Source organism: Brevibacterium sp. JSBI002 (assembly GCF_026013965.1).
In the GTDB taxonomy this organism is placed as follows: Bacteria; Actinomycetota; Actinomycetes; order Actinomycetales; family Brevibacteriaceae; genus Brevibacterium.
This window is the reverse complement of sequence record NZ_CP110341.1, coordinates 71669-85191: the sequence shown is the minus strand read 5'-3', so window position 1 is coordinate 85191 and position 13523 is coordinate 71669. Positions and strand designations below refer to the sequence as shown.

Here is a 13523-nt window from a genome sequence, read left to right as displayed (position 1 = left end):
GACACACATCACTCAAAGTGATTAGATGACTTAAACACTTGAAGGAGAGCACCATGACGTCCACCGTCGGACTCGTCGAACGCCTCACTCGCGAAATCGTCGACACCATCCGCACCGAGAACCTCCAGCCCGGGCAGACCCTGCCCTCCGCGAAGGTCCTCGCCGCACGCTTCGAGGTCACCGTGCCCACCGTCCGGGAGGCCCTGCGCCGCCTCGAAGCGACGGGCTCGGTCGAGCTCAAACACGGATCGGGCACCTACGTCCGCGAAGCGATCAACCGCCGCATCCTCGACAACCCGCATTATGTGCCCGTCGATCTCGCGGCGGCCATCGAACTCCTCGATGCGCGCATCGCCGTCGAACCCGGAATCGCCGAGCTCGCAGCGACGGTCCAGGCCGCCGACGCCGTGGCCTCCATGGAGTCCGCGCTCGACAATGCCCTCCAGGTCGAGACCGCGGTCCCGGCCGGTCATTTCCACGTCGAACTCGCTCGCGCTTCGGGCAACCGCGCTCTGCACGAGATGCTCGTGTCCCTGCTGGCCATCCATTCGCGGACCCAGCAGGCGGCGCGCACGAGCTACGACCGACTGCGCGACCACGACGAACACGCGGACATCCTCGATGCGATCCGTCGCGGCGACGGCTTCGAAGCCTCCCACCGCACCCGCAAGCACCTCGAGGCGATCAAGGCCGCCGTCCTCGCGGACTGGACGGACGATACGGACTTGGCAAACAGCACAGTCCAGGCAGACGCCGCGGACCAGGCCGGGGACGCCGACACCGCCGAAGGATCCCAGCGATGAGCCGCCCGACGATCTCCGAGATCCGCCCCCATATCCGCGACTACGCCGAACTCACCTCTCTGGAGGTCGAACTCGCGAAGGACCGAAACAGCCTGCTCGTCCTTCCTGTCGGCGCCTGCGAACAGCACGGTGACGGACTGCCCCTGGGCACCGACAACATCCGCGCCGTTCACGTCGCCCGTGCCGTCGTCGACCGACTCACCGACAGCGCCGACGGCGACCAGGTTCGGGCGGGCAGCGCCTTCGTCCTGCCGAGCATCGACTACGGCGTCTCCCCGCATCACCGCTTCCTGCCCGGCACGATCAACATCGGCCCGCAGCTGTTCATCGACCTCGTCTCCTCGATCGTGCGTCAGCTGGCCGATGCCGGATTCGACAGACTCCTCGTCATCACCGGGCACGGCGGCAACCTCGCCGCGCTCGGAGTGGTCCAGCAGTCTCTGCTCGCCACCCACCCGGACTTCGTCTTCGCCTATGCTCCGGTCTCCGCTTTGGCCACCGAGGCGACCGCCCAGCTGCCGCGCACCGAGGTCAGCGGCCACTGCGGAGAGTCCGAGACCTCGCAGATGCTCGCCATCGACGAATCCCTCGTCGACACAGTCCACCTCAACCCCGGCGCCACCCGGCTCGACGATCTCGACCCGCGCGCCCGACTTACACGAACGAAATCACCGTCCACAGCGGTGACGTTCGACCGCTACGCCGACAACGGCGTACTCGGCGATCCACGGACCGCCACGGCCGCGGCCGGGGAGGACATCCTCGGCGAGGTCATCGACCGACTCGTCGCCTACTGTCAGGAGCTGCAGAGACTGTGACACCCGCTTCTCACTGACCGGCCGCCCGGCCCGCACCCCACCACAGATCACCCGATTCCAGCGCCGTAATCACCGTGCCCTGGTGGACCCTGCCCGAAAGACCTGACTGGACTCTCAGGAGCTCACAATGAAACCGACCCAGACCACCGATACCCCGCAGACCGACGAGCAGGAGAAGCTGCCGCTGGTCATCCGGGCCCTCAACGTCATCGAAGTCGTCGGCAACAAGCTGCCGAACCCCTTCTGGCTGTTCTGGATCCTCGCGGCCATCCTCGCCGTGTTCAGCCTCGTCCTCTCCCTCGCCGGCGCGGGAGTCGAGGATCCCGGCACCGGGGAATGGACCCCGGTGAACAACCTGCTCAGCGGCAACGGGATCGCCATGGCCGTGAGCACCGCGCTCGATGCCTATGAGACCTTCCCGCCGCTCATCACGATCATGGTCGTGATCATGGGCGTGGCCCTGGCCGAACGCACCGGTCTGCTGTCGACTGCGATGAAGGTCTCGATCGCCCGTGTCCCGGCCGGACTCATCGTCTTCACGGTCGCGTTCATGGGCACCGTCTCCCACGTCGCCTCGGCGGCGGCCTATGTCATCCTCGTCCCGCTCGGCGGAATGGTGTTCAAGGCCGTGGGCCGCTCCCCCGTCCTCGGCGTCATCGTCGCCTACACCTCGATCGCCTCCGGCTACGATGCCAGCCCGATCCCGACGCCCAACGATGCGATCTTCGCGGGCATCACGACCGCCGCAGCGAACATCATCGACCCCGACTACATCGTCACCCCGATCGGCAACTGGTACTTCAACATCGCCAGCTCCTTCCTGTTGGCCATCGTCATCACGATCGTCACCGAACTCGTGCTCATGAAGCGCGACAACCTCGAAGCCGACGAGGATGCCGAGCACGAAGACCTCGTCATCACCGACAAGGAGCGCAAAGCCCTGCGCTGGGCGATGTTCGCCGTCATCGCCGCGGTCATCGCCATCGTCGTCCTCGTCGTCCCCGAGGGCGCGCCCCTGCGCGGCGACGGCCCCTTCGGCGAGTCCCCGTTCCTCACCGGAATCGCCTTCCTCATCGCCATGCTCTTCGGCATCGGCGGCATCGTCTACGGCTTCCGCGAGGGCACGATCGAGACCTGGTCGGACGTGCCGAAGCTGATGGGTCAGGGGCTCGCCTCGATCTCCGGGGTCCTCGTCCTCTTCTTCGCAATCGCCCAGTTCCTCGAGTACTTCGAGTGGACGAACATCGGCATGCTCGTCTCGGTCTCCGTGTCCGAACTCTTCACCGGCCTCGGTCTGCCGACGTGGGTGGTGTTCATCCTCGTCCTGCTCGTGCTCTCCGTCGTCAACGTGCTCATCACCTCCGGCTCGGCGATGTGGGCGATCATGGCCCCGGTCATCGTGCCGCTGCTCATGCTCCTCGAGGTGCCGCCGGAGACCTCGCAGGCGATCTTCCGCATCGCCGACTCGGGTTCGACGGCGATCACCCCGATGAGCCCGTACTTCATCCTCGCGCTCGGGTTCATGCAGAAGTATCAGAAGAACGCCGGCATCGGCACGCTCGCCTCCCACACCCTGCCTTTGGCCGTGTGCATGACGATCAGCTGGAGCCTGCTGTTCTTCCTGTGGTGGGGCCTGGGCATTCCGCTCGGTCCCGATGCTCCGGTGCGCTGAGCGTTCAGCTCGAGCTGAGTTTTGAAAGTTTTGTTCACGAACGGCGCCCCTGCGGATTTCGTCGCCTCGGGCGGGACCGCGGGTGTGTCGCCAGTGATTCGGATCACCCTGACAACCGCCCCTGACACATCCTCTGAGCTGGGCCGATGGCAACCCTGAGGATCCGACAAGGCGGCTTTAGACCCGACCGCACGACCACCCCCGCTGCTGCCCTCTCAAGCCTCGTCGACAAAAGCTGTTGACGGTCAAACTTCACCCGCGATACTGTCGGGTAACACCCCGTAGTAACTTACATCACACGCTGATGCCGACTGTGCTGTCGGTGGTCAAGGAGGATCAATGAAGTTCCGCAATCCCAGCCTCATCCGCAGGCTCGTCTCATCTCACGCCGGTCGCATCGCCATGGTCGCGATTCCCACAGGCGTCGTCTCAGCGATGCTCATGGGCGGGGTGGCCCAGGGAGCAGTCCCGGTCTCGTTCGCCATCTCCGGCACACAGTTCAAGATCTCCTCGTCGCAGCTCGAGGGAACCGGCTTCTCCCAGTACAGCGGAGTCGCCAAGGACGCCGAAGGCGGCAAGCACGCAGTCGTCACCGCGAACATCAAGGACGCAACCCTGGAGAACCTCTGTCAGTCTGCCGTCCAGGAGACTCCTCTGGGCAAGGTGGGCGTCCTCATCAAGGCCGGCGGAAAGGGCACCCCCGCCTCGGCGAAGAACCTTCAGATCGGAATGACCGGCCTCAAGGGCGATGCGGAATTCAAGAACATTCGAATCGGCGTCGATGCCTCCGACGTCAATACGAAGGCCAAGGGCAGCAAGGGCGACTTCTCCCAGGATGCCGACACCATCTCGATCAAGGACCTCAAGCAGGATTCCTGGTCGACCACGGCCTCGGTCTTCACCCTCAAGGACATGTCGCTGAAGCTCACCGACGGATCTGAGCAGTGCGACTGATGAGGGACTCAGCAGCCAACGGGCAGCCGACCGATGAACGGGGGGCCGCCGAACAGGAGGACACCGTGCAGAAGACGAGCCTGCTTGCGCTGTCCCGGCGGAGTCGACGCGCCGATGAGCGGAGCGACCATTCCGTCTCCGGCGTCGAGACGGCAGAATTCGCCGTCCCGACGCCGGAGACGGGGGATGCTGACAACAGCAAGGGAGCCGAGATGACCGAAGGCGCCGAGAACAAGCGCCAGAGGTTCAAGCAATGGCGTCGGCAGCGTCCCTTCATCGGAGGCGTGCTTGCCATCCTCGGAGGAATCGAACTGTTCTTCTCGGGTCAGCTGGACCTCGGCAATATGCAGATCCAGTTCGGCATCGAGGGTCTGCAGGCAACGGTCGTTCCGATCACCATCGTCGTCCTCGCTCTGCTGTCAATCTTCCGTCCCACGCATCATGTGTTCTACGGGATCATCGCTCTCGTCCTCGCAGTCTATTCACTCATCGGAGTGAACCTCGGCGGGTTCATCATCGGCATGCTGCTGTCCACCATCGGCGCGATCCTGGTCGTCGCATGGATGGGACCGCGCGGGCCGAAGGAGTCCGAAGCCGCTGAGGGGGAGACTGCATGAGGGCACACAGCCGCCGCACGGCCTCAATCCTCGCGGCAGCTGTCCTGATCCTCCCGACGACTCTCGGGGCGGGTTCGGTTGCAGCCGCCCAATCGTCACCGTTGTGCTCACTCGTGGGCACCTGCGATGACGAGGACTCAGCAAAGACCAAGGACTCTTCACCTGCGGGAAGCCTGTCGCCCGGAATGCCGGTGAAACCCAGTGATCCACCGACGTCGGACCCCTCGCTGCCCGCACCGGGTCCCACGGATGAACCGAGCGAGGAACCGACGGAGGAGCCGTCCGACGAACCTACGGACCCGGGTGGTCTGGGACTCGATGAGCCCAGCGACGACCCGACCGAGGACGGGGATGAGGACTCGGAGATAGAGGGCAACGGCGAGTTCCCGTCCGATGCACAGATGGATGAGAACGCGCCGGTCTTCACGGAGACTCCGGCCGCAATGGGTTCGGACGGGCTCTCGTTCAAGGGTCTGAAGGGCATTTCGTTCGTATCGGTGCCCACCGCCGACGGCGGGTCCATCGTGGTGCTGAAGATTCAGGCCGATGAGATCAAGATCACCGGCTTCTTACTCACGGTTCGACCTCCCGAGGAGCACGAAGGACTGGTGACGAAGGCCGACACGATGACGCTCAGTGGCGATGTCACTACGTACATCGGGTCGATCACAGCCACGACGAAGGACGGAAAGTCGCTGACCCTGGGACCGGAGACCCCTCCGCCCATGGACGACGTCGAACCCGGACTGCTGCGCGTGACGATGGGGCTCGTCGGATCCACCGCTGATTCGATCGCCTACTCGAACACCGATCAGAAACTCAAGAAGGTCGAAGACTGACCCACCATCGCCGAGGTGGTTCCTCCTTCACCGTGAAGAGGAACCACCCGACAGGGTCGGGCTCAGCCCAGAAGGACCAGGCCCGAAGGCCGCGGACTCAGTCCGCGGCCTTCTTGCTGCGTTCCAGCTTCTTCCGGCGCAGCGTATCGCGGACTTCGCGGAGCTTGTCGCGTTTGCGTTTCCGCCCCGCCTCGGCGGCCCTGATCTGCTCCGCCGTCGGTTCGTGATCGCCCATTCCGACTTGGAGTTCGACGGGGGTGATCTCCCGCATCACACCGGCGTCGATCTTCTTGCGCAGTCGCAGGACTTCAAGACGGAGGATGCGGGCCAGGAAGTAGATGCCGAGCAGGTTCGGGAACGCCATGAGGAAGAAGATCGCGTCGGAGAAGGCGATGACCGAGTCCAGCGACATCGAGGCGCCGACGATGACTGCGAGGATCCAGAAGATCTGGTAGGCCTTGTCGGCGACTTTCGAGTTCTTCGTCAGGTAGCCCAGCGCCTGCTGACCGTAGTAGCCATAGGCGAGGATCGTCGAGAAGGCGAAGAGCACGACGGCGATCGTGAGCAGGATCGGAAACCAGCTCGACACTGTGCCGAAGGCCTGCGCGGTCAAGCCGATTCCATCCTCGGTGCTTTCGCTGTAGAGACCGGTGGTGATGATCGCCAGCGAGGTCAGGGTGCAGATGATGACGGAATCGATGAGTGGCTCCCACATCGCCACGAATCCCTCGGTGGCCGGCTTCGTGGTCTTCGAGGCGGCATGGGCCATACCTGCAGAGCCGATTCCGGCCGCGTTGGAGAACAGTGCCCGCTGGATGCCGACGATCGCCACGCCCACGGCGCCACCGGCGACTCCGCCGGGGCTGAAGGCTCCGGTGAACATGAGCCCGAAGGCATGCGGGATCTGCCCGGCGTTGAGAATCAGGATGACGATGATCGAGAGGAAGTAGAGGATGGCCATGAGGGGAGTCAGCTTCGACGTCCACTGTCCGATCTTCTTGATCCCGCCGAGGATGACCAGAGCGGTGAGGGCGGCGATGATCGCTCCGATGAGCCAGAGCTTGTCGGCGAAGAAGCTCGACTCGCTGCCGGTGGCCTGGACGATGATCGCGGCCGCCTGGTTCGCTTGGAACAGGTTGCCGGCACCGATGACGCCGAGCACAGCGGTGAGCGCATAGAACCCGGCGAGGAACTTCCCGAGCTTGGGTCGACCGATCTCGGCCAGGCCAGCCCGCAGGTAGTACATCGGTCCGCCGGAGACGGACCCGTCTTCGTTGATCTGCCGGTATTTCACGCCGAGTGTCGCCTCGGCCATCTTCACGGTCATGGCGAAGAAGCCGAAGATGATGATCCACAGAGCGGCACCGGGTCCGCCGATCGTGATCGCCACGGCCACACCGGCGATGTTGCCCAAGCCCACGGTGCCAGAGAGTTCGGTGGCGAGCGCCTGGAAGCTCGAGACCTGCCCCGGGTCGGTCTTGCGGGTGAAGCGGCCGCGGATGATGCCGACGGAGTAGCGGAGTCCGGTGATCGGTTGGAAGCGGAGGTAGAAGGTGATGAAGACAGCGGCGGCCATGAGCCACACGACGATGAGCGGGATGCCGAGCGAGCCGATCTGCAGCTCGAAGAAGACGATATTGCTGAAGGTCTGTGCGGCTGGCCCGAGGAAGGATTCGATGGCTGCGTCGACTCCGGCGGCGACGAGATCGTTCCCTGTGGCGGAAAGGTCGGCCGCGGAGGCGGTGTGGGCGAGATGTTCGGTTATGGAAGTCATATCTGCGGGCGCGTCATTGCGTTTCGTCCGGAGGGTTGGTCCGGGACCGGCACCTGTCATCAACGTAGCAACCGGATAGGTAAGTGTCAGCGATCGCTCAGGAAAAGTGCGTGGCTCTGAGGGTTCTCACAATTTCTTGAGTTTTCAAGGACTTCCCCAACTCCCCTGACCAGTGAGCAGCGTCTCCTCGCCCATCGGACTGCACTCTCCTATCCGCCGGACAGACTTATCCGTGCTGCCGAGCGGAGAGGAAGTCGACGAAGGATCCGGCCAAGCGGCGGCCCGCTTCCGTGAGTGCTGCGTCGTGAGCCTCGACCTCCGCGATGATCGAGTCCTCGGTCTTGCCTGCGGGCAGGGCCAAGTCATTGCCGTCCAGCCAGCGAACGATCTGTGTGGCATCGGTTTCCGGATGGAATTGGGTGCCCCACGCGAATTCGCCGAGGCGGAAGGCCTGGACCGGGGCGTCGGAACCGGTGATGAGGAGTTCGGCTCCGTTCGGCAGCGCCATCTCCTCCTGATGGAAGAGCACGGACGGCAGCCCAGTGCCGCTGGTTGACTCGGCACCGGTTGTCGCCCCACCAGCTGACTCGCCACTGGCCAGCGCCCCGAATACCGGGTCGGCTTCCCCCGCCGAGGTGGCACCCAGCTCGTAGATCCCGATCTGCGGGTGTGCCCGCCGAGTGATCGGAGCATCGCCGGCGACAGCGAGCATCTCGCCACCGAGACAGATGTTGAGGCTCGGGAACTCCCCAGTGATCGACCGGCGAAGCAGGTCCCTGACCTCGGGGAACCAGGGATTCTCAGCGTCCTCGGTGGGCCCTGCGGATCCGCCGAGGACGATGAGCGCGTCGAACGTACCGAGCTCCGGAATGACCTCGCCGAGGTAGGGACGGGTCACCACCACCTCGGCGCCGGCTTCGGCCAGCCATTCACCGAACCGCTGCGGTCCGGTGCCACGTTCGTGTTCGATGGCGAGGATGCGCACCCGGCGCTGGGAATCACTGCTCATGGCACCATTGTCACCCCTCAGCAGGATTTCGGGCCCGCACCCCGACGGTGACGTCGTTGGATGCAACCGCCTCGGCGAAGGTGTTCCGGTCAGCGCGACGGCGAAGTCGCCTCCGCACCTTCGGTCACAGCCTTGCCAGTCGCGGCGTTGCCGGCCACAGCTTTGCCGCCCACGACCTTCCGGCGCAGGGCGAGGAAGAACAGGACGAGGCTGACGGACAGGGCGATGTGGCCGAGGCCGGCGATTCCGGCGATCATGGCGTTCGACTCTTCGCCGAGGACGGTGAGCGAGCCGTGCCAGACCATGGCCCCCGCTGTGAGGATCACGCCGACGTTGTAGAGCCAGAAGAACCACGAGAACAGCTTCGTTCCGGAGAGTCCGAACACCTTGTCGAGGGCGAGGACGATGAGGAGGACGACGAAGCCGAGTGTGAGCAGGTGGGTGTGGACGAGGCCGAGCTGCGTGAACTCACCGGAGGGGAAGTCGTTGGCCTTGGTGAACTCGCGGTAGAACAGTCCCGAGAGGACGCCGATGATCATGTACGTGAAAGCTGCATCGAATATCTTCTTCATACTTCCACTTCATCAGCGCGCGGGCGCGGTTTCCTGACCCACAGGATTGAACTCCATCCCCAACTTTCGATTGATGCTCCATCACACAGGGTACTGAGGCCCGGAAAATCGGTTCGGGAGCCGGCAATCCCGCTAGCCTGGTGGCATGGCCATGGAGAACCTGCTCACGAAGATCGACCGCCTCGCCGGCGGCAGGAAAGCCGGAATCGTCGTGCCCTCGGACGGCCTCGAACACCCGAAGACGAAACGCGCCTTCGCGTGGATCACCTGGCTGCTCGGGTTCGAACTCGTGCTCGGCTTCGGAGCCGTGGTCTACGCAGTGCTCATCGCCAGAGCCGGCGAGCCCGTGCCGTTCGCCGTGTGGATGCGCACGATCGTCGTCCTCGGCATGACCGTGACACTCTTCTACTTCTTCTGGCGCGCAACGAAGGGCTTCTACTGGGGATACCAGCGTCTGCGGCTGTTCACGCAGATCTTCCCCGTCATCACCCTCGTCATGGCCGCGATCCCCGGCCTCTACCCGGTCTGGATGATCACCGAGCAGATCGTGTTCAGCGTGGTCATGATCGGCGTCGGCGACTTCCTCACCGGCGACCACTTGCGCGAGGTGTTCCGCAAGCCCGAGGACTGAGCGGCCGGCCGCCCATCTGTGCCCAAGGCCCGACCGGCCCTCAAATCAGGTTCGCCGAGGCGACCGCCGCCCCAGCCCTCATCCCGCCACGAGGCGGCGCGCCTCCTCCTGATGTGCGGCGATGAGCGCTTCCTTGTCGATTTCGTATCCGTCCGCGCCGATGGCGTGGCCGTCGACGACCCGCCACTGACCGCCGACCATCACCCGGTCGGCCTTCTCCGCACCGCAGAGGACGAGCGCGGGGATCGGGTCGTGCGATCCGGAGAATGCGAGGCCGTCGAGGCGGAACATCGCGAGGTCGGCCTGCCTTCCGACCTCGATGGTGCCGAGATCGTCGCGGCCGAGTGCCGCCGCCGATCCCTTGGTCGCCCAGTCGAGGGCGCGGTCGCAGGTGACCACCTCGGCGCCGTAGCGCAGACGTTGGATGTAGAGGGCCTGCCGGACCTCGCGGATGAGGTTCGAGGCGTCATTCGACGCGGATCCGTCGACGCCGAGTCCGACGTTGACACCGGCGTCCTCGAGTTCGACGGCGCGGGCGATGCCCGAGGCCAGCCGCATGTTCGAGGTCGGGCAGTGGGCGACGGAGACCCCGGCGGCGCCGAGGCGGCCGATCTCCGAATCGTCGAAGTGCACACCGTGCGCCAACCAGGTCCGCTCCCCCAGCCAGCCGACGGATTCGAGGTAGTCGACGGTGCGCAGGCCGAAGGTCTCGCGGCAGAAGTCCTCTTCGTCGATGGTCTCGGCCAGGTGGGTGTGGAGACGGACATCGAGTTCCGCGGCGAGCGCGGCGGACTCGCGCATGAGCTCGGTGGTCACGGAGAACGGGGAGCACGGGGCGAAGCCGATCTGGATCTGAGCGCCGGGCCCTCGCTGATGGTAGGTCTCGACGAGGCGACGGGAATCGTCGAGGATGACTTCCGAATCCTGCACGGTCTGCTGCGGGGGCAGTCCGCCGTCGTCCTCGCCCAGGGACATCGACCCGCGGGTGAGCATGGCGCGCATGCCGAGTCTCCGGACGACGTCGACCTGGATGTCGATGGCCTCGTCCATGCCGGTGGGGAACAGATAGTGGTGGTCGGCGGCGGTCGTGCATCCGGATTCGAGGAGTTCGGCCATCGCCACGGTCGTGGCGAGTTCGAGCGCCCGCGGGGTCAGCCTGGCCCAGACCGGGTAGAGGTTCTGCAGCCACCCGAACAGGGGCAGGTCGGCGACGGGCGCCCATGCACGGGTCAGCGTCTGGTAGAAGTGATGATGCGTATTGATCAGCCCGGGCGTGATGACATGCGCTGAGGCGTCGATGACTTCGAGATTCTCCCCGGAGGCCGCGGTCCCTTCGGCTCCGCAGGAGGTGGGTTCACCACCGGCCGGGACGAGTTCGACGATGGTCCCTGTTGTCCGATCGATGACGATTCCCCGCGCCGCCCGGTTCGGATCGACACCGACACCGAGGTGGACTGCCAGCGGATCGCGCAGCCACAGTCGCGCTGTCGATGAGTTCGCGGACGCCGGAGGGTCCCCCGGCCGCGGGGAGTTCCCTGACAGTTGGGAGTTCCTCGATGCGCGGTCTCCCGTAGTCAGGGAGCTTCCCGGTGCCGAGAAACTCCCTGGAGCCGAGGAACTTCCTGCTGACGGTGTGCCGGTTTTGTTGATGTCGGTCATCGTGTCGCCTTTCCTCTTGAACCGTGCGCGACGAGCGCGCACTATTGGTCAGTGGCGACAGAACTGGGGCCGACGCCACCAGCTCAGGTTTTCCGGCGTCTGCTGCTCCGCCGGTCGGTATCCCATCCGGGATCCCCGACTGTACCCACTGGTCGGCGAGACGGTACGATGATGCACAACCATCGAACTGAGCGAACGATCAGTAGATTGTCGAGGGATGGGTACACGACTGCCGTGAACTCTAACATGTGCCGCGGGTCACTAAAATGGCTTGCGGCGCAAATGGTATTCCTTTAGAGTTTTGCGATAAGGAAATTTCCTTTCGCATAACGGAATTATGCAACCGATCCCTCGGTCGATCTGATGCCCGCTCGCACGCTACACCGGCCACTGAGGTCGGTCAGTCACCGTGAGGTCTTCGCCCGAGGACGCACTCAATGGAGAGATAGATGTCGGTATCCCATCAGTCACCCAGCAACGACCGCAAGTCCGCGGCCGCGAGCAAGCCGGCCCGTCCGGAGGACGAACGGCTTTCCGTCGGCAGCTCGTTCGCCTACGGTCTGCAACACGTGCTCACCATGTACGGCGGAATCATCGCCGTTCCCCTCATCATCGGCAATGCCGCCGGTCTCGACGGCAACGGCATCAGCCTCCTCATCGCCTCCTGTCTGTTCGTCGGTGGTCTCGCAACGATTCTGCAGTCGGTCGGTGTGCCGTTCTTCGGCTCGCAGCTGCCGCTGGTCCAGGGCGTCTCGTTCGCCGGTGTCGCCACGATGACGTCCATTCTGGCCGGTGGCGACGGTCTTCCTGCGGTCTTCGGATCGGTGCTGGTCGCCTCGGTGATCGGTCTGATCGTCGCTCCGGCGTTCGCACTCATCGTGAAGTTCTTCCCGCCGGTGGTCACCGGAACGGTCATCACCACGATCGGTCTGTCACTCATGCCCGTGGCCGCAGGCTGGGCCATGGGCGGGGACGCCGAGGCCGCCGACTATGGCAGCGCGCGCAATATCCTCATCGCCGTGGTCACCCTGGCGATCGTGCTCATCCTCAGCCGGATTCCCGTCGCGATGATCTCCCAGCTGTCGATTCTGCTGGCCATCATCATCGGCACCATCGGCTGCCTCATCTTCGGCTGGGCCGATTTCTCCCATGTACTCGATCGCGGCATCTTCGCGTTCCCCGAGCCGTTCGCCTTCGGTATGCCGACATTCTCGGCAGCGGCGATCATCTCGATGTTCATCGTCATCATCGTCACCTTCGCCGAGACGACTGCGGACATCATCGCCGTCGGAGAGATCGTCGATACGAAGGTCGACTCCAAGCGCATCGCTTCGGGTCTGCGCGCTGACATGCTGTCCTCGGCGGTCTCGCCGATCTTCAACTCCTTCACGCAGTCGGCTTTTGCGCAGAACGTCGGTCTGGTCGCTATCACGGGAGTGAAGTCGCGCTTCGTCGTCACTGCCGGCGGTGCGATCCTCGTGGTGCTCGGTCTGCTGCCGGTGATGGGCGGGTTGATTGCCGCAGTGCCGACTCCGGTTCTCGGCGGCGCGGGCATCGTCCTGTTCGGCACGGTCGCCGCGTCGGGCATCCGCACGCTGTCGAAGGTCGAGTACGAGGGTAACCTCAATATGATCATCGTGGCGGTCTCGCTGGCCTTCGGCATCATCCCGGTCGTCGAGCCCGACTTCTACAACGCCTTCCCGGATTGGGTCGGCATCATCCTGCACTCGGGCATCTCCTCGGCCACTCTCATGGCCGTGCTGCTCAACCTCATCTTCAACCACATCGGTGTGAAGACGAAGGATCGCTCCGACCGATCGGTCTTCGTGGCCGGCACCGGACGGGTCATCCGCAAGGAAGAGCTGCAGCGCCTCATCGACAACGAAGCCATCCTCTATGAAGGCGATACCGTCAAGGACGGCAAGATCGTCGATTGCAACGGTGAAGAAGTTCCCGTCGTCACCGAGGAGCAGCATGAGAAGGTCGTCGACGCCGCCCAGAAGGGTGAGGTGCGCACCCAGGAAGACGTCCGCCGCCTCATCGCCGAGGACGGGACCTAAAACCGGATACGCCAATTAGGCTCGGTTACACCGCTTGGGCCCCGGCCGCCGCCTGCGAAGGCGCGCGTCCGGGGCCTCGTGCGATTTCGGGCTGCAGTCAGATCGGGCTGGTCGT

The 13523-nt window shown here is 64.5% G+C and carries 12 protein-coding genes; 8 read left to right on the top strand and 4 right to left on the bottom strand.

Going from position 1 to position 13523, the window contains the following annotated elements; all coding sequences use genetic code 11:
- The first annotated feature begins 53 nt into the window (after positions 1 to 53).
- The 6 genes from LJ362_RS00375 to LJ362_RS00350 all read left to right on the top strand — a co-directional run bounded on the left by LJ362_RS00375 (position 54) and on the right by LJ362_RS00350 (position 5703).
- A complete protein-coding gene (locus tag LJ362_RS00375) occupies positions 54 to 803 on the top strand; it encodes a FadR/GntR family transcriptional regulator (RefSeq protein WP_264800215.1) in 750 nt (249 codons plus the stop codon).
- Entirely contained in the window at positions 800 to 1621 is an 822-nt protein-coding gene (locus tag LJ362_RS00370) for a creatininase family protein (RefSeq protein WP_264800214.1), read from the top strand. Before LJ362_RS00375 ends, LJ362_RS00370 begins: the two co-directional genes overlap by 4 nt.
- 127 nt (positions 1622 to 1748) lie before the next feature.
- On the top strand, positions 1749 to 3293 hold the full coding sequence (locus LJ362_RS00365; protein ID WP_264800213.1) for an AbgT family transporter: 1545 nt from the start codon (positions 1749 to 1751) through the stop codon (positions 3291 to 3293).
- Positions 3294 to 3632: 339 nt separating this feature from the next.
- Positions 3633 to 4247: a DUF6230 family protein gene (locus LJ362_RS00360; protein ID WP_264800212.1), complete on the top strand. Its 615-nt coding sequence runs from the start codon at positions 3633 to 3635 to the stop codon at positions 4245 to 4247.
- Complete coding sequence (locus LJ362_RS00355) at positions 4247 to 4864, top strand: DUF6114 domain-containing protein (protein WP_264800211.1); 618 nt, start codon at positions 4247 to 4249, stop codon at positions 4862 to 4864. Before LJ362_RS00360 ends, LJ362_RS00355 begins: the two co-directional genes overlap by 1 nt.
- Positions 4861 to 5703, top strand: coding sequence for a hypothetical protein (locus LJ362_RS00350; RefSeq protein ID WP_264800210.1), 843 nt, complete (start codon positions 4861 to 4863; stop codon positions 5701 to 5703). Before LJ362_RS00355 ends, LJ362_RS00350 begins: the two co-directional genes overlap by 4 nt.
- A gap of 97 nt (positions 5704 to 5800) precedes the next feature.
- On the opposite strand, the gene LJ362_RS00345 is transcribed toward LJ362_RS00350, so the two are convergent.
- The 3 genes from LJ362_RS00345 to LJ362_RS00335 all read right to left on the bottom strand — a co-directional run bounded on the left by LJ362_RS00345 (position 5801) and on the right by LJ362_RS00335 (position 9058).
- Positions 5801 to 7477 (bottom strand): alanine/glycine:cation symporter family protein, encoded by a 1677-nt coding sequence (locus tag LJ362_RS00345; protein WP_264800209.1) that lies wholly within the window; start codon positions 7475 to 7477, stop codon positions 5801 to 5803.
- 226 nt (positions 7478 to 7703) lie between these two features.
- Positions 7704 to 8486, bottom strand: a complete 783-nt coding sequence (locus LJ362_RS00340; protein WP_264800208.1) for a type 1 glutamine amidotransferase — start codon at positions 8484 to 8486, stop codon at positions 7704 to 7706.
- 89 nt (positions 8487 to 8575) lie between these two features.
- Positions 8576 to 9058 (bottom strand): DUF2871 domain-containing protein, encoded by a 483-nt coding sequence (locus tag LJ362_RS00335; protein WP_264800207.1) that lies wholly within the window; start codon positions 9056 to 9058, stop codon positions 8576 to 8578.
- Between the two features lie 145 nt (positions 9059 to 9203).
- On the opposite strand from LJ362_RS00335, the gene LJ362_RS00330 reads away from it, so the two are divergent.
- Complete coding sequence (locus tag LJ362_RS00330; protein WP_264800206.1) at positions 9204 to 9689, top strand: hypothetical protein; 486 nt, start codon at positions 9204 to 9206, stop codon at positions 9687 to 9689.
- A gap of 78 nt (positions 9690 to 9767) precedes the next feature.
- Here the strand turns inward: LJ362_RS00330 and LJ362_RS00325 are convergent, their stop codons facing one another.
- The gene (locus LJ362_RS00325; protein ID WP_264800205.1) at positions 9768 to 11348 is read right to left on the bottom strand and encodes an 8-oxoguanine deaminase; all 1581 of its coding nucleotides are present in this window, start codon (positions 11346 to 11348) and stop codon (positions 9768 to 9770) included.
- Positions 11349 to 11797: 449 nt separating this feature from the next.
- Between LJ362_RS00325 and LJ362_RS00320 the strand changes: the two genes are divergently transcribed.
- On the top strand, positions 11798 to 13408 hold the full coding sequence (locus LJ362_RS00320; RefSeq protein ID WP_264800204.1) for a nucleobase:cation symporter-2 family protein: 1611 nt from the start codon (positions 11798 to 11800) through the stop codon (positions 13406 to 13408).
- Positions 13409 to 13523 lie beyond the last annotated feature (115 nt).